A 14,423-nucleotide genomic window follows, 5' to 3' on the forward strand; every position below is an offset into this window, starting at 1 on the left:
AAGCGACCTCCCAGACAGGATTTGCAGTCAATGCTAGCACACCATGCTAGCATTGCAATCACAACTGTCGGATTGCGATCAGAATTCCGATGAAGGTCGCCGCGATGATCCAGAGTGCCACCGTGCGCCAACGGCTCTTGCGACCTTCGGCCCGGCCCAGGGCCGCAATGGTCTCTGGCGACAACACCAGGCCCTCCCGGGTCATCTTCTCCATGTTCTCGAGCACGCTGACCGCCCGCGAGGCGATCGCCGGCAGGCCGATCATCACGCGACCGAGCTCGCCCGCGCCGGACATTGCGCCCTGCACTCGACCTAGCGGACCGAGATTGCGCTCGATCCATTCGCGCACCACGGGATCGGCGACCTTCCAGATATCGAGCTTGGGGTCGAAGCCGCGCGCGACGCCTTCGACCACCACCATCGTCTTCTGCAGCAGGATCAGTTCGGGCCGGGTCTGCATGTCGAACAGGCCGGTGACCTCGAGCAGCAGGGTCAACAGCTTCGCCATCGAGATTTCTTCGGCGGTGCGGTTGTGGATCGGCTCGCCAATGGCGCGGATGGCTTGCGCGAAATTCTCCACCGAATGATGCCCCGGCACATAGCCGGCCTCGAAATGCACCTCGGCGACGCGGCGGTAATCGCGCGTGATGAAGCCCAAAAGAATTTCGGCGAGGAAGCGCCGTTCCTTCAGGCCGAGCCGGCCCATGATGCCGAAATCGACCGCCACCAGCCGGCCGGCGTGGTCGAGAAACAAATTGCCGGGATGCATGTCGGCATGAAAGAAGCCGTCGCGCAGCGCATGGCGCAGGAAACTCTGAATCACCTTGCGGCCAAGATCGGGCAAATCGACCTGCGAGGCTTCGAGGCGCACATGGTCATTCAGCGCGATGCCGTCGATCCACTCCATCGTCAGCACGTTGTGCGTGGTGCGGTCCCAGTCGACCACCGGCACACGGAAATCCGGATCGTCGCGGGTATTCTCCGCCATCTCGGACAGGGCTGCAGCTTCAAGCCGCAGGTCCATCTCCATCGCGACCGAGCGCGACATCGTGTTGATGACTTCGACCAGCCGCAGCCGCCGCGCTTCGGCCGAATGCGCTTCCGCGTTGTGCGCGACGAAGAAGAAATCCGAGAGGTCGCGGCGAAAGCGCGCGGCGACGTTGGGCCGGAGCACCTTTACGGCGACCGGGTGGCGCACGCCGTCGCGCTCGATCTCGCCGCGATGCACCTGTGCGATCGACGCGGCGGCGACCGCCGGGCCGAGGCTGACAAAGGCCTTCGCCAGCGGGCGTTCCAGCGACAATGCGATCACCGCTTCGGCTTCACTTTGCGGGAACGGCGGCAGCCGGTCCTGCAGGCTTTCCAGGTCGCGCGCCATCGCAACCCCGACCACGTCGGGACGGGTTGCCAGAAACTGTCCGAGCTTGAGGTAGGCCGGTCCCAGCCGCGTCAGCGCGCGCGACAGCCGCGGGCCGGATTTGGCGCCGGGCCGCTCGATCGATCGCGCCAGTCGCAGCGCGAGCTGTCCGGGCGCCGGCACTAGGCTCGGATCGACCACGCCGAACACGCCTTCGCGCGCAAACACGTAAGCGGCGCGGACAAGCCGCGCGATGTGGGTCGCCGCAGAAATCACAAGCGCCAGCCTGAATGCAACGCCACGATCCCGCCGGAAAGGCTTTCCCACTTCACCCGCGAAAAGCCGGCGGCGCGCATCATCTCGGCAAATACATTGGGCCGGGGGAATTTCCGGATCGATTCGACGAGATACTGATAGGATTCGGCATCGCCGGTCACCGCGCGGCCGAGCGGCGGGATCACCTTGAACGAGAACTGGTCGTACAGCCAGTCCAGTCCGGGAACGTCGACGGTGGAGAATTCCAGACACAGGAATCGACTGCCCGGCCGCAGCACGCGATAGGCCTCGCGCAGCGCGGCATCGATCCGCGGCACGTTGCGAATGCCGAAGGCGATGGTGTAGGCGTCGAAGGAACGGTCCGGAAACGCCAGCGCCTCGGCATTGCCTTCGACAAAGGACACCTGCTGATCGAGATGACGCGCCATGGCGCGGTTGCGGCCGACCTCGAGCATATCGGTATTGATGTCACAGACCTTGGCGTGGAAGCCCGCGCCGGCGGACTTGGCCGCGCGGAAAGCGATATCGCCGGTGCCGCCGGCGACGTCGAGCAGCGCAAACGGGGCATCACTTTTCGGCGGGTTGAGCGCCGTGATCATGATGTCTTTCCAGACCCGGTGCAGGCCCGCCGACATCAGGTCGTTCATCAGGTCATAGCGCCTTGCCACGCTGTGAAACACGTCGTTCACCAGCGTCTGCTTGTCGCCCAGGGGCACGTCCCTGAAGCCAAAATGGGTGGTTTGATCCGGCCGGTCCATCAGATGTACTCCACTACCGGACCATAGCGCGCCGGCCGCAATGGCGCTATCACGTCACCTCCATAAGGTGAATGCCTGCATGCCTGAATTGCCTGAAGTTGAGACCGTCCGCCGCGGCCTGCAGCCTGCCATGGAGGGGTCGAAAATCCTCAAAGCGGAGGCCCGGCGCAAGGATTTGCGGTTTCCCTTTCAAAAAGACTTTATCGCGCGGCTGGAGGGCCAGACCGTGACCGGCCTCGGCCGCCGCGCCAAATATCTGATGGCGGATCTTACCTCCGGCGACGTGCTGCTGATGCATCTCGGCATGTCCGGCTCATTCCGGGTGCTCGATGGCGGCACCAACAACACGCCCGGCCAATTCCACCATCCGCGCAGCGAGGACCGCGCGCATGATCATGTGGTGTTTCACATGTCGTCGGGTGCGTCCGTCGTGTTCAATGATCCGCGCCGCTTCGGTTACATGAAGATCATCGCCCGCAACGCGCTGGAGGACGAACCACTCTTGAAGGGCCTCGGGCCCGAGCCGCTCGGCAACGAATTCGACGCCGCGATGCTGGCGCGCTCGTGCTTCAACAAGAAGACCAGCCTGAAGGCCGCGCTGCTCGACCAGCGCGTGGTTGCCGGCCTCGGCAACATCTATGTCTGTGAGGCAATGTACCGTTCACATCTGTCGCCGCGCCGATTGGCGGCGACGCTGGCAACCAAGAAGGGCGAGCCCACTGATCACGCCGGGCGGCTAGTGAATGCGATTCATTCGGTGCTGAATCAGGCCATCAAGGCCGGCGGGTCCTCGATCAACGATCATCGGCTGACCTCGGGCGAGCTCGGCTATTTCCAGCACTCGTTCCAGGTCTATGACCGCGAGGGCGAGAAGTGCCAAACTAAAGGCTGCGGCGGTGTCGTGCGACGCTTCGTACAGAACGGCCGTTCGACCTTCTGGTGTCCGAAATGTCAGAAATAACCATCACGCCGACGCTCGAAACGAAGCGACTGATCTTGCGGCCGCTCGCGCTGTCCGATGCGCCGGCAATCCAACGCCATTTCAACAACTGGAACATCATCCAGCATCTCGCATCGGTTGTACCCTGGCCATATCCGGAGGACGGCGCGGAGACCTTTATCAAGCAGGAACTGGAAAGGGTTGCTGCAGGCGAAATTATCTATAATTGGATGCTCGTGCTGCGCGGCGGAGACGGCGAGGCGATCGGGAATATTCGCCTTCGTCCCTGGTCAGACAGCGCGAAAGGCAACCGGGGTTTCTGGCTCGCGGAACGCTATTGGAATCAGGGGCTGATGAGCGAAGCCGTCTCGGCGGTGAACGATTTCGTCTTTCGCGAACTGGATGTCGAGGTTTTCTACGCCTGTAACGCAGTGACCAATGAGGCATCGCGCCGGGTCAAGCAAAAGACCGGCGCCGAACTCGTGGGCTACGTCGAGCTTGCCCATCACAACGGTCAGACGCTAGCCGAACGATGGCGTGTGACGCGGGAAAAATGGCTGCGCCGGGCGAGGTAGGCAGAGCGAAGCAATCCAGCGGGGCTGGTGGGCTGGATTACTTCCGCCTTCGCCGCGGAGCTTCGGCGGACAAGTCCTCGCGATGCTCCGCGCAGTGACCTTGCGCGATGCGGGGTGTCAGGTCGAGCTGGCGCTCTCAGGAAGAGCGCACTGTCGTTTTCGATCGGTGTGAGCGCAGCCATTGCCGGAAGAATCTCCGGCGATACCGCGAACTTCTCGACGACCTGCTCGTCGGCGGCGGTCGCATCCTTCAGCCTGGCTTCGATCCATTGCCAGAGGCCGCGGATTTCCTCGGCGGATTTGCCGCCTGGTGTATATTCGCTGACCGCAAGGCCCGCGCTTAGCGCGTCCTGGTGATCGTTGTGCATCACGATGAAGGGTTTTGCGATGACGTCGGCGATGTCGCGTGCGGCCTCTTCGCTCAGCGCGCTCTCGGCGTTGCTGAGATGCGCGCCCCGGATCGGGGTCTGGTTCAGGACGTAGGCGAACGGCTTGAGGCAAGCCCTGATGACACGCAGCGTCGCAGCGGTCGCTTCGACGTCGGCGAGGCTCGGGCGCGCCGGGATCAGGCACAGATCGGCATAACGAATGGCCGAATTGGTCGTGGCGCTGACGCCGCCGGCAGTATCGATGATCGTCAGCGTGACGCCGTCACGATCGAGCGATTGCAGGCGCTGTTCGACGTCGTTGGCCGCGTAGACCGGCTCAACGATGGGCTCGGCATAGGCGCGCCGGCTCTGCCAGTTCGAAAGGCTGCCCTGCGAGTCGGTCTCGATCCGGCGGACGGTGTGCCCGGCCTGGATGGCCGCAAGCGCGAGGCCGATGGCCAGCGCGCTTTTGCCGGAGCCACCCTTTTGGGTGGCCAATACGATCGTCTGCATTTAGATCCTTTGGATAGCTTTCAGGGGTGCGCCACGCGAGTTGCACCGCATTCTGCGATGCCGAGCTTTCGCCCGCTCAGACGTGCCCAGCCCGATCCAGAGGTCAGTGGATCGCGGTCCGGGGCCCATCTTTCCCCGGCTTAGATCCCGGCTCTGCGGCGCAGCGTTACACGCTGCACCGCGTCCGGGACACGGACGCTTACTTCCTGACGCAGATCACGCGAACAACCGACGTGCTCGCATCCGTCGATCCACCGGCCACATTGACACCGTTGGCCCTAAGGAAGTCGCGCACGGTTTCAGCACTCACCAGCACCGACTGCGCCGCGGGCGCACCATTCGCGGGTCCAGCGATTTGAACCGGCTTCAACAGCGCGATGCCCGCGAACCTGCCGTCGCCGTCCTGCGCGGGCGCGCCGGAAAATCCGAGCGCCGGCGCGGGCGTCAGCCCGTCCTCACTGCCGCCGCCCGGCTGGGCCACCGAAGCCTTGGTGGTGGTCACCGCCGCGCCGCCACCCTGATTCTGCGGATCGGCAATGCCGGTGAGGTCGAGCGCCGTCTTGGTGGCGGCATTGGCGAGGTTGAGCGCCTTCAGCCCGCGGGCGCCATAAATGCGCAGGAGCGCCAGATCGTGCTCCTTGTCCTCGGCGACGCGATCGGCATTGCCGAACCCTGCGATCGCCACCGTGAGGCAACCATCGGTGATCTGGCGATCGGCCAGAATCGCGCCCTCGTCACCGACGACGACACCGGTGCCGTATTCCACGTTTTTGCGCGGGGGCGGCCCGGCCGTTTGCGCCGCAGCCGGAAACGCGTTGAACGCGCTCGACATCGCGATCACGACCGGCTCGACGGTGTTCTCGGTTGCCTGGTCGTACATGATGGTGAGGATGCGGACCTCGTCGCCCTTGAAGGTGCCGCGCATATAAAATTTTTTCAGGCCCTGCAGGCCGGACAGTACGAAGAAATCCGGCTTGACCACCATGTAGTCGACGCTGCGCCCCGGCTCTTTCTTCTCGCGTTCGGCGAGTTTTGCCGTGGTGGGACCGACTTCCTTGCGCCGCGAAAGCTGGATCTGGATCGTGCCGGTGGGAGAGGTCCATTTGGTGCCGTTGGCGTCGCTGGCCTGTTGCGGCACCAGTTTGGTGGGGATCCCCAGCCGCACACCGGTGCCGGGATCGATGGCGATTTTCCAGCCCACGCTGTCCTGCTTTTTCCTGGCGGTATCGGCGAGGGCGCTCCGCTCCTGCGGATTGAGCGCGCCGGTTGGCTTGGCCCCGCGCGATTTCTGGATTTCCTTGATCGCGGTGACCATCCGCTCGCTGACGTCGCCGGTGATGGCGCCGTTATATTGCCCGACCCACGCGAGATCCGACTGCAGCGACAGCCGCTCGGCTTGCCCCATGGCCTTGGCCGTATCCTCCGGCTTCTGCAGCGCGGGGCGGATCGGCACCGTCGTCACCGGCTTTGCCTTGGAGCCTGCCGTGGAGGGCGGCGTCATTTGCGCCTGCGCGGCGGTCCCGGACAGTGCAAAGGTCGAGGCCGCGATCATCAATGTTGCCGAAAGCACCGATCTCATGACAAATCCCGGGAGAATAAGGCGAGTGCGATCATTGAACGCCCGGCCAATTAAGCACATCTGCTTAGTCGGCAACAACCGCGCCCCGGTTCAGTTTTCCCTCATCCCTGAGGAGCCGCGAAGCGGCGTCTCGAAGGATGAAGGCCGGACTGGGGGCCGCATGGTTCGAGACGCGCGTTCCGCGCTCCTCACCATGAGGGTTTGATAGGTGATCCGCGAAGGGAGAAAGCAAAGCGACCATGCTGAGCGACGACGAACTCGAACGCTACGCCCGCCATATCGTGCTGCGCGAAGTCGGCGGCCCCGGGCAGGCCGCCTTGAAACGGGCATCCGTGCTGGTGATCGGCGCCGGCGGCCTTGGCGCGCCGGTCCTGATGTATCTGGCGGCGGCCGGTGTCGGCAGGCTCGGTGCTGTTGATGACGACATCGTCTCGCTGTCCAATCTGCAGCGGCAGATCATCCACACCACGCCGGATATCGGGCGACGCAAGGTCGACAGCGCCGCGGATGCGGTTCACGCGCTCAACCCGCATGTTCATTTCGAAGCCCATGCGGTGCGTCTCGATGCAGGGAACGTGATGTCGCTGATCGACGACTACGATCTCGTGCTCGACGGCTCCGACAATTTCGAAACCCGCTATCTGGTTTCCGATGCCTGCTTCTTCGCCGGCAAGCCGCTGATCACGGGCGCGCTGGGGATGTTCGATGGATCGCTGACCACGATCCGGGCGCATGAACGGGACGCCGACGGCCACTTCAATCCGACCTATCGCTGCCTGTTTCCTGAACCGCCGCCGCCAGGCACCATACCGGCCTGCGCCGAGGCCGGCGTGATGGGCGCGCTTGCGGGCATGCTGGGCTCGATGATGGCGCTGGAAGCGATCCGCGAAATTGTCGGCTTCGGCGAGAGCCTGGTCGGCCGGCTGGTGATGGTGGATGCGCGCGCAATGCGGTTTGAAACTTTGCGCTACACGCGCGATCCGCAAAATCCGCTCAACGGCGATGCGCCCACGATCACTGATTTGAGCGGCTACGCGGCCTAGAATCCCTGCGTGGCTGCGCCCCCACCCCGGCCCTTCCCCGCAACAGCGGGAGAGGGAGGGTTGCATCGCTGGTCTAACGACTGAGTTCAATGGCTAACAGGTTTGAGCTCGTGCTAACCAGTGTGCCGTCGCTCGCCAAGCAACGAACTCGTTCCCCTCTCCCGCTTGCGGAGGAGGGCGGGGTGGGGGTGCCGCCGCAAAGGCAAGCTCAGTTGGATCCCCGGTCCACTCACGCTCCGGCGCGTTTCTCGCTGTCCATATGCACAAGCTGTGACTCCGGGTACCGCGCACCGGCCGCAGCGCCCGGCGGAAACGCTTTGGCGAGCGCGGAAAGATGCTTCTCGGTCAGCTTAACATCGAGCGCGCCGAGCGCTTCGGAGAGACGCTCGCGACGGCGCGCGCCGACCAGCGGGACGATATCTTTGCCTCGCGCCGCGACCCAGGCAATCGCGACCTGTGCGGGTGAGGCGCCAACATCGTTCGCAATCGCACGCAATGCATCCACCAGCGCGAGGTTGGTGTCGAGATTGCTTCCCTGGAAACGCGGGCTCATGGCACGAAAATCCTTGGTCCCGCGATTTGCCGTCCAATGCCCGCTGATCAGCCCGCGCGACAGCACGCCATAGGCGGTGATGCCGATGCCGAGTTCGCGGCAGGTCGGCAAAATGTCGTCCTCGATGCCGCGCGAGATCAGCGAGTATTCGATCTGCAGATCGCTGATCGGATGTACCGCATGGGCGCGGCGGATGGTCTCCGCGCCGACTTCCGACAGGCCGATATGCCTGATCCAGCCGGCTTTCACCATGTCGGCCATCGCGCCGACCGTCTCCTCGATCGGCACATTCGGATCGAGCCGAGCTGGCCGATAGATGTCGATGGTCTCCACGCGCAGCCGTTGCAGTGAATAGGCTAGGAAGTTTTTGATCGCCGCCGGGCGGCTGTCATAGCCGGACCAGCTCTTTGCGGGATCGCGCAGCGCGCCGAACTTGACGCTGATCTGGACATTGTCGCCGTTGCGCGCGGCAAGCGCCTCGCGGATCAGCATTTCATTGTGACCCATGCCGTAGAAATCGCCGGTATCGAGCAGGGTGATGCCCGCATCGAGCGCGGCGTGGATGGTGGCGATGCTCTCGCTGCGGTCGGCGGGACCGTAAAGATCAGACATGCCCATGCAGCCGAGGCCGATGGCGGAGACGATTGGGCCCGTCGTGCCGAGCTTGCGTTGTTCCATGGTGGTTCTCCTCGAAATGGCGGCGGGACTTCCGCGCCGTGGTGACGAGGGTGATATGGACCTATTCAATTGTCACGTTAAGCTGGACAATCGCAAATAGCTTGTTCAATATATCGAACAATGAAGGATTTCGACCTCCGCGATCTCGATGCGTTCGTGGCCGTGGCGCGAAGCCAAAACTTTCGACGTGCCGCGATAGAGCAGGGCGTCTCCGTCTCAAGCGTCAGCCAGCGGCTGCGCGACATGGAGGAGCGGCTCGGCGTGCGCCTGATGAATCGCACCACGCGCAGCGTCGCGCTTACCGAAGCCGGCGAGTTGCTGTTGGCCCGCATTGCGCCTGCGATGCAGGATGTCGGCGATGCCATCGATCAGGTCCGCGGCTTGCGCGGCGTGCCATCGGGCCGTCTGCGCATCAACGCGCCGCCGCCGGCAATCGACCTCGTTCTGGCGCCGATGGTCGCACCGTTTCTCGAGAAGCATCCCAAAATCGAGCTGGAAATCGTCGGCGAGAGTTCGTTTGTCGATATCGTCGCAACTGGTTTCGATGCCGGGGTGCGCTATGGCGAACATCTGGCGCAGGACATGATTGCGGTCTCGCTCGGCGCGCCGCAGCGTTACGCCGTGGTGGCGTCGAAGCAGTATGTTGCTCAGCATGGCCGGCCGGAAGCGCCGAAGGATTTGCTCGACCATGCCTGTATCCGCACCCGCTTCGGCAGCGGCGCGATGCTGGATTGGGAGTTCGAGAAAGCAGGACGCGTCGTGAAGGTCTCGCCGCCTGCCAAGCTGATCGCGACCTATCTGGGGCTAGCCTTGCGCGCCGTCCATGACGGGGTGGGCTTCTGGCTGACGTTCGAAGGTTACGTACGCTATGGCATCAAGTCGGGCGCGCTGGTCAGCGTGCTCGACGACTGGTGCCCGCCGTTTCCGGGGCCGTTTTTGTATTATCCGAGCCGCCGGCAACCGCCGCCGGCACTTGCCGCGTTCGTGGCTTTCGTCACGGAATGGCGCAAGCGGGAGCGGCGGAATAAGTAGCGTCACATTCCCGTAGCGGATGGAACGAAGCGAAATCCGGGATGACACTATCTGCGGATAGAGCTGCTCCGGATTGCGCTGCGCTCCATCCGGGCTACATGTGCTCACAGCATGCTGGGCAGCACGCGATCCGGCGGCTTGTGGTTGTCGAGGAAGGTTCGGATGTTGATGATCACCTTCTCGCCCATCTCGACGCGGCCTTCAATGGTGGCCGAGCCCATATGCGGCAGCAGAGTCACCTTGCCCGCCTTGGCGAGCCGCACCAGTTTCGGGTTGACCGCGGGCTCGTGCTCGTAGACGTCGAGGCCGGCGCCGCCGACCTCACCGGCTTCGAGCAGCTTGACCAACGTGTCCTCGTCGATCACGCCGCCGCGCGCGGTGTTGACGATGTAGGCGTCTTTGCGGATCAGCTTGAGCCGACGCGCTGACAAGAGGTGATAGGTCGCCGGCGTGTGCGGACAGTTCACCGAGATAATGTCCATCCGCGCCAGCATCTGGTCGAGGCTTTCCCAGTAGGTCGCGCCGAGTTCCTCGGCGATAACAGGCGCTACCGGGCGGCGGTTGTGATAGTGGATCTGCAGGCCGAAGGCGCGCGCGCGGCGAGCGACCGCCTGGCCTATGCGGCCCATGCCGATGATGCCGAGGCGCTTGCCGCCGATGCGATGGCCGAGCATCCAGGTCGGAGACCAGCCAGCCCAGTTCTTGCCGTCGGTGAGGATCGAGGCGCCCTCGATCAGCCGCCGCGGCACGGCGAGAATCAGCGCCATGGTCATGTCGGCGGTGTCTTCAGTCAGTACTTTCGGCGTATTGGTCACCGTGATGCCGCGCGCATGCGCTGCCGCGACGTCGATATTGTCGACGCCGTTGCCGAAATTGGCGATCATGCGCAGCTTGCAGTCGGGGTCTTTGAGGATTTCCTCGCGGATCATGTCGGTGACAGTCGGCACCAGCACGTCGGCGGTGCGCACCGCTTCCGCGATCTGTTCCGGTGTCATCGGCGTGTCGTCGAGATTCAACCTCGCGTCGAACAGTTCGCGCATCCGGGTCTCGATCGAGTCCGGCAATTTGCGAGTGACGACGACGAGAGGTTTTTTCTTGACCGACATGTCCTGCTCTCATGAGGGCGTGTGCGCGGAAGCGCGCCGTTCAGACCTCATTAACCCGGTTGTTCGACACTGCGATGGCCACGCGGTTCCGGTATCCGGCTGTTTGCTGAGGTAAGTCCCTTGGGTTCCCCAATACTTGCCTCGGATTTTCGGCAGAAAATTCGGGCGTTCTGGTTCTAGGCGTTCCGTCCTCTCTATCAGAAGGCAGGGCCAAGACAAGAACCCCTCGGCCGTCGCAAGCCGGGTGCGGCCAAAGCGGGGCACAGGGTCTGGAGTTTTTCGGGTATTAGCGGGCGGTTTCAACTCGGAGAATTCGAGTTGGGCGTGGCTCGACAGGAGACGGTTTGATGGCGTTGGGGCGTTTCTGTTCGGTGGCGGTGCTGGCGGCGTGCTGGCTTCTCGTATCGGTCAGCACAGGATTTTCGGCCAAGGATTCGGCCGCCACCACGAGCGGCCTGCCGGTGCCGCGATATGTCAGCCTCAAATCCGATCATGTGAATGTCAGGGCCGGTCCGACCAAGGATAACGATGTCGCCTGGGTCTATACCCGTTCGGGCCTGCCGGTTGAAATCACCGCCGAGTTCGAGAACTGGCGGCGCGTGCGCGATTCCGAAGGCGCCGAGGGCTGGGTCTATCATTCGCTGCTGTCCGGCCGCCGCACTGCGGTCGTCACCATGAAGAGCAAGGACGAGTTGGCGTCGCTTTACGATCGCCCCGATCCGACCAGCGCAGTTGCCGCCCGCCTGCAGGCAGGCGTGGTCGCACAGGTCAAGAAATGCGCCGCTGGCTGGTGCCGTGTCGTCGGCAACGGCTTTGACGGCTGGATCGAGCAGCAGCGCCTGTGGGGCGTGTATGCGGACGAGAGGGTGGAGTGACGCGCAACGTCATTCCGGGGCGATGCGTCAGCATCAAACCCGGAATCTCGAGATTCTCAGGTGCGCAATTGCGCACCATAGTTCACGCTTCGGGAGCCCCGGAATAGCAATCAACCAGTTCGGAGAAGATCAGCGCTTCTTGCGCAGCCGCACGACCATATCGACGCGGGCGATCTCGTAGCCTTCCGGCACGTCGGGCATCTTCGACAGCACCAGGTGCGGATCGGGAATGTCGACCAGCTCGTGGTTGTTCTCGAGATAGAAGTGGTGATGCGCTGACACGTTGGTGTCGAAATAGGTCTTGGTGCCGTCGACCGAGACCTGGCGCAACAGGCCGGCATCGGTGAGCTGGTTGAGCGTGTTATAGACGGTGGCCAGCGATACCGGGACCTTGGCCAGCGTCGCTTCCTCGTAGAGCATTTCCGCAGTGAGATGGCGGGCGCCCTTGCCGAACAGCAGCCAGCCCAGCGCCATACGCTGGCGGGTGGGCCGCAGACCCGCGGCCTGCAGCATTTCGTTGACGTCGTGCCAGGGACAGCCGGTCAACGCCGGCTGATGTCCGGCGGCGCGGGCGGCCGGATCAACACCGTCGTCGTTCAGGGGGGAGGCTTGGTCGTTCATGTCCACTTCGGGCACCACACGCGCTAACTTGGGCAATATTCTTGCCCAATATAAAAGGAAATCAGGTAGATGCAAGTTTTTCGCAACTAGAACCGGCCCAAGCTAAGAGGAACCAGCGCGACTACGCGGCGTTTTAGCCCGTTCCAGCGCTTTGCCGGGCTGCAATGCCTATGTTACAGAGCGCGCGGACCACATATGCGATTTCGGCAGAGGCTAATGCCGATAGCACCCTAAGTAGCGCCAAATTGCGGGGAACAGCGTTCTCCCGTCGGGAAACGGGTCCGGTTCGCTCAAAAGCGCTCCATCGGGACATCTAGGTTAGTAAAGGCTGAATACGATGCTGGATCGGCGCAGCGGTTATGAATACGAGGATTTGCTGGCCTGCGGTCGCGGCGAGATGTTCGGCCCTGGCAATGCCCAGCTGCCGCTGCCGCCGATGCTGATGTTCGACCGCATCACCGAGATCACCGAGAAAGGGGGCGAGTTCGGCAAGGGCTTGATCCGCGCCGAACTCGATGTGAAGCCTGACCTGTGGTTTTTCGGCTGCCACTTCAAGAATGACCCCGTGATGCCGGGCTGCCTCGGCCTGGACGCGATGTGGCAGATGGTCGGATTCTACCTCGGCTGGATCGGCGGTGAGGGGCGGGGACGGGCGCTCGGGCTCGGCGAATTGAAGTTCTCCGGCCAGGTGCTGCCGAACGCCCGCAAGGTTGTGTACAACATCGACATGAAACGCGTGATGCGTTCAAAGCTGGTGCTTGGCGTTGGCGATGGCTGGCTTTCCATGGATGGCGAGATTATCTATCGCGCCAAGGATCTGAAGGTCGGGCTGTTCAAGCAGGGCTCCGCGCCGGGCGGCTGAGCAGCGCGGTTACGTAATCAAAATATCTTCACAGACGAACGGAAACGGTAGGGCGAGGCGATCATGAAGCGGGTTGTCATTACGGGGATGGGCATTGTCTCGTCCATCGGAAACAACACCCAGGAAGTGCTTGCGAGCCTTCACGACGCGAAATCCGGCATCCGCCGTGCGGAGAGATATGCCGAGCTCGGCTTCCGTTCGCAGGTGCAGGGAGCCCCTACGCTCAATCCCGCCGAGGTTATCGACCGTCGCGCGATGCGTTTTCTTGCGGAGGGTGCGGCGTGGAATCACGTTGCGATGGAGCAGGCGATCCGCGATTCCGGACTCGAGCCCAACGAGGTCTCGAACGAGCGCACCGGCATCATCATGGGTTCGGGCGGACCGTCGACGCGAACGCTGGTGGAAGCTGCCGATATCGCGCGCACCAAGGGTCCGAAGCGGGTTGGTCCGTTCGCCGTCCCCAAGGGGATGTCGTCGACCGCATCGGCGACGCTTGCCACCTGGTTCAAGATCAAGGGCGTGAACTATTCGATCTCGTCGGCTTGCGCGACCTCCAACCATTGCATCGGCAACGCCTATGAGACGATCCAGATCGGCAAGCAGGACGTGATCTTCGCCGGCGGCTGCGAAGAGCTCGACTGGACGCTTTCGGTTCTGTTCGACGCCATGGGCGCGATGTCCTCGAAATACAACGACACGCCCGCCACCGCCTCGCGTCCCTACGACATCAGCCGCGACGGCTTTGTCATTGCCGGTGGCGCCGGTGTCGTGGTGCTGGAAGAGCTCGAGCGCGCCAAGGCGCGTGGCGCGCGCATCTACGGCGAGGTGGTCGGTTACGGCGCGACATCAGACGGCTACGACATGGTCGCGCCGTCGGGCGAAGGCGCCGAGCGCTGCATGCGCATGGCACTTTCGACCGTGAAGACGCCGATTGACTACATCAATCCGCACGCCACCTCGACGCCGGCCGGCGATCCGCCGGAGATTGAGGCGATCCGAAAGGTGTTCGGCACCGGCGACAAGTGCCCGCCGATCTCGGCGACCAAGGCGTTGACCGGCCACTCGCTCGGCGCGACCGGCGTGCAAGAGGCGATCTATTCGCTTCTGATGTTGAACAACAGCTTCATTTGCGAGAGCGCCCATATCACCGAACTCGATCCGGTGTTCGCCGACATGCCGATCGTGCGCAAGCGCATCGACAACGCCAAGCTCGGCACCGTGCTGTCGAACTCCTTCGGCTTCGGCGGCACCAACGCCACACTGGTGTTCAAGCGGATGGATGCGTGA

At 63.3% G+C, this 14,423-nt stretch carries 13 protein-coding genes and 1 pseudogene; 7 read left to right on the forward strand and 7 right to left on the reverse strand.

The annotated features are described in order from the left end of the window. Positions 1–58: 58 nt before the first annotated feature. Positions 59–1,633, reverse strand: a complete 1,575-nt coding sequence (gene ubiB / locus HCN58_RS08235) for a 2-polyprenylphenol 6-hydroxylase (RefSeq protein ID WP_171578865.1) — start codon at positions 1,631–1,633, stop codon at positions 59–61. Beyond that, positions 1,630–2,391, reverse strand: coding sequence for a bifunctional demethylmenaquinone methyltransferase/2-methoxy-6-polyprenyl-1,4-benzoquinol methylase UbiE (ubiE, locus tag HCN58_RS08240; RefSeq protein WP_171578866.1), 762 nt, complete (start codon positions 2,389–2,391; stop codon positions 1,630–1,632). Before ubiE ends, ubiB begins: the two co-directional genes overlap by 4 nt. 79 nt (positions 2,392–2,470) lie before the next feature. On the opposite strand from ubiE, the gene mutM reads away from it, so the two are divergent. Both mutM and HCN58_RS08250 read left to right on the forward strand, forming a co-directional pair. Beyond that, positions 2,471–3,352, forward strand: a complete 882-nt coding sequence (gene mutM / locus HCN58_RS08245) for a bifunctional DNA-formamidopyrimidine glycosylase/DNA-(apurinic or apyrimidinic site) lyase (RefSeq protein ID WP_171578867.1) — start codon at positions 2,471–2,473, stop codon at positions 3,350–3,352. A gap of 35 nt (positions 3,353–3,387) precedes the next feature. Continuing rightward, on the forward strand, positions 3,388–3,906 hold the full coding sequence (locus HCN58_RS08250; protein ID WP_235983487.1) for a GNAT family N-acetyltransferase: 519 nt from the start codon (positions 3,388–3,390) through the stop codon (positions 3,904–3,906). 251 nt (positions 3,907–4,157) lie between these two features. On the opposite strand, the pseudogene HCN58_RS08255 reads toward HCN58_RS08250, so the two are convergent. Next, positions 4,158–4,787 (reverse strand): annotated as a pseudogene (locus tag HCN58_RS08255) (nucleotide-binding protein); the annotation flags it as partial. Between the two features lie 199 nt (positions 4,788–4,986). Beyond that, on the reverse strand, positions 4,987–6,366 hold the full coding sequence (locus HCN58_RS08260; RefSeq protein ID WP_171578870.1) for a serine protease: 1,380 nt from the start codon (positions 6,364–6,366) through the stop codon (positions 4,987–4,989). A gap of 239 nt (positions 6,367–6,605) precedes the next feature. On the opposite strand from HCN58_RS08260, the gene HCN58_RS08265 reads away from it, so the two are divergent. Then, the gene (locus HCN58_RS08265) at positions 6,606–7,409 is read left to right on the forward strand and encodes a HesA/MoeB/ThiF family protein (protein ID WP_171578871.1); all 804 of its coding nucleotides are present in this window, start codon (positions 6,606–6,608) and stop codon (positions 7,407–7,409) included. A 229-nt stretch (positions 7,410–7,638) separates the two neighbouring features. Here HCN58_RS08265 and HCN58_RS08270 read toward each other — a convergent pair whose 3' ends face one another. Next, positions 7,639–8,640, reverse strand: coding sequence for an aldo/keto reductase (locus HCN58_RS08270; RefSeq protein ID WP_171578872.1), 1,002 nt, complete (start codon positions 8,638–8,640; stop codon positions 7,639–7,641). A gap of 120 nt (positions 8,641–8,760) precedes the next feature. Between HCN58_RS08270 and HCN58_RS08275 the strand changes: the two genes are divergently transcribed. After that, a complete protein-coding gene (locus HCN58_RS08275; protein WP_171578873.1) occupies positions 8,761–9,672 on the forward strand; it encodes a LysR family transcriptional regulator in 912 nt (303 codons plus the stop codon). A 104-nt stretch (positions 9,673–9,776) separates the two neighbouring features. Here the strand turns inward: HCN58_RS08275 and HCN58_RS08280 are convergent, their stop codons facing one another. Next, a complete protein-coding gene (locus HCN58_RS08280) occupies positions 9,777–10,778 on the reverse strand; it encodes a 2-hydroxyacid dehydrogenase (protein ID WP_171578874.1) in 1,002 nt (333 codons plus the stop codon). 347 nt (positions 10,779–11,125) lie between these two features. Here HCN58_RS08280 and HCN58_RS08285 point away from each other — a divergent pair, with 347 nt between their 5' ends. Further along, on the forward strand, positions 11,126–11,653 hold the full coding sequence (locus tag HCN58_RS08285; RefSeq protein ID WP_171578875.1) for an SH3 domain-containing protein: 528 nt from the start codon (positions 11,126–11,128) through the stop codon (positions 11,651–11,653). Positions 11,654–11,782: 129 nt separating this feature from the next. On the opposite strand, the gene irrA is transcribed toward HCN58_RS08285, so the two are convergent. Further along, complete coding sequence (gene irrA, locus HCN58_RS08290; protein WP_171578876.1) at positions 11,783–12,274, reverse strand: iron response transcriptional regulator IrrA; 492 nt, start codon at positions 12,272–12,274, stop codon at positions 11,783–11,785. A gap of 337 nt (positions 12,275–12,611) precedes the next feature. Here irrA and fabA point away from each other — a divergent pair, with 337 nt between their 5' ends. Together fabA and fabB are read left to right on the forward strand one after the other, a co-directional pair. Beyond that, on the forward strand, positions 12,612–13,136 hold the full coding sequence (gene fabA / locus HCN58_RS08295; protein ID WP_171578877.1) for a 3-hydroxyacyl-[acyl-carrier-protein] dehydratase FabA: 525 nt from the start codon (positions 12,612–12,614) through the stop codon (positions 13,134–13,136). A gap of 63 nt (positions 13,137–13,199) precedes the next feature. Further along, a complete protein-coding gene (fabB, locus tag HCN58_RS08300) occupies positions 13,200–14,423 on the forward strand; it encodes a beta-ketoacyl-ACP synthase I (protein WP_171578878.1) in 1,224 nt (407 codons plus the stop codon).

The sequence above is a fragment of the Bradyrhizobium australiense genome, from assembly GCF_013114825.1.
In the GTDB taxonomy this organism is placed as follows: domain Bacteria; phylum Pseudomonadota; class Alphaproteobacteria; order Rhizobiales; family Xanthobacteraceae; genus Bradyrhizobium; species Bradyrhizobium australiense.

Excerpts from the sequence above, each read along its gene's own strand:
- fabB (WP_171578878.1), top strand. The coding sequence starts at position 13,200 with ATGAAGCGGGTTGTCATTACGGGGATGGGCATTGTCTCGTCCATCGGA.
- ubiE (WP_171578866.1), bottom strand. The coding sequence starts at position 2,391 with ATGGACCGGCCGGATCAAACCACCCATTTTGGCTTCAGGGACGTGCCC.
- irrA (WP_171578876.1), bottom strand. The coding sequence starts at position 12,274 with ATGAACGACCAAGCCTCCCCCCTGAACGACGACGGTGTTGATCCGGCC.
- mutM (WP_171578867.1), top strand. The coding sequence starts at position 2,471 with ATGCCTGAATTGCCTGAAGTTGAGACCGTCCGCCGCGGCCTGCAGCCT.
- HCN58_RS08270 (WP_171578872.1), bottom strand. The coding sequence starts at position 8,640 with ATGGAACAACGCAAGCTCGGCACGACGGGCCCAATCGTCTCCGCCATC.
- HCN58_RS08260 (WP_171578870.1), bottom strand. The coding sequence starts at position 6,366 with ATGAGATCGGTGCTTTCGGCAACATTGATGATCGCGGCCTCGACCTTT.
- HCN58_RS08275 (WP_171578873.1), top strand. The coding sequence starts at position 8,761 with ATGAAGGATTTCGACCTCCGCGATCTCGATGCGTTCGTGGCCGTGGCG.
- HCN58_RS08265 (WP_171578871.1), top strand. The coding sequence starts at position 6,606 with ATGCTGAGCGACGACGAACTCGAACGCTACGCCCGCCATATCGTGCTG.
- HCN58_RS08285 (WP_171578875.1), top strand. The coding sequence starts at position 11,126 with ATGGCGTTGGGGCGTTTCTGTTCGGTGGCGGTGCTGGCGGCGTGCTGG.
- HCN58_RS08280 (WP_171578874.1), bottom strand. The coding sequence starts at position 10,778 with ATGTCGGTCAAGAAAAAACCTCTCGTCGTCGTCACTCGCAAATTGCCG.
- fabA (WP_171578877.1), top strand. The coding sequence starts at position 12,612 with ATGCTGGATCGGCGCAGCGGTTATGAATACGAGGATTTGCTGGCCTGC.